The following is a 446-nucleotide window of genomic DNA, read 5'->3' on the forward strand; positions in this document are numbered from 1 at the left end:
GGTGAGGAATTTCGCGCCGGTCTCGGCCACAGCATTGATATCGCGGCAGAAATCCAGGATCACCGGGATGTTGCGCTGGCCGTACATGATGCCGCCGGCGCAGATCGTGTCGCCGACGCATTGGTCGATGCCATAGGAAAGCGGGATGCGGATATCGTCGGCATAGGCTTCGAGACCGCCGACCCGAACGCAGGACAGGATGTAGCGCGCCCCTTCGAGCGCCTTCTTGCGATCGGTCGTCGCCGAAATCCTGACCTTGAGGCCGTTCGCATCCTTGATCTTGTTGAGCAGCGTGCTGATGAGGGAAAGATTGTGCTCAGACATATCGGTCAGGGCAAACTCGACGTCCTGAAATTCCGGCACGGATAGAATGTCGGTGAAGAGCTTGCGGGTGAAGCCGACGCTGCCTGCGCCGATGATCGCGATTTTGAAGGTCATTCTATTTG

General features: G+C 58.1%; 1 protein-coding gene. It reads right to left on the reverse strand.

Features of this window, described 5'->3' with window-relative positions; translation table 11 throughout:
- Positions 1-438 (reverse strand): family 4 glycosyl hydrolase (locus AC1D0P_RS29655; protein ID WP_477680003.1); only part of this gene is annotated, 438 nt, incomplete at its 3' end.
- Positions 439-446 lie beyond the last annotated feature (8 nt).

The sequence above is a fragment of the Polaromonas sp. P1_G2 genome (assembly GCF_056405515.1).